Genomic DNA, 330 nt, shown 5'->3' on the forward strand with positions numbered 1-330 from the left:
CCCCTCGTCTAAAAATCGGACAGTATCTTTGGCCCAGCATGCTGGCAGCCCGTATTCACAAGGTAGATTATCAGAGGATTTGTATGCAGGAGTTTTATTTAGGAATTGATGTTGCGAAGGCTAAATTGGATTGCACTTTACGCCTCACGACAGGAAAATTTCGTCACAAAGTGATTCAGAATAATCAACAAGGATTTAAAGAGTTGAGTATTTGGCTCGGCAAACAAGGCGCTTCTATCGCGCATGTTTGTATGGAGGCGACAGGCATTTATTGGGAAGCTGTCGCGTACTATTTTGCAGAACAAAAGTTTCCCGTCAGTGTCATCAACC

General features: G+C 43.6%; 1 protein-coding gene. It reads left to right on the top strand.

The window, feature by feature from the left end; translation table 11 throughout:
- Positions 1 to 83: 83 nt before the first annotated feature.
- The coding region (locus H8K55_RS21360; protein WP_186944263.1) for an IS110 family transposase at positions 84 to 330 on the top strand (247 nt) is incomplete at its 3' end.

The organism is Affinundibacterium flavidum, assembly GCF_014284175.1.
GTDB lineage: Bacteria > Pseudomonadota > Gammaproteobacteria > Burkholderiales > Burkholderiaceae_D > Undibacterium > Undibacterium flavidum.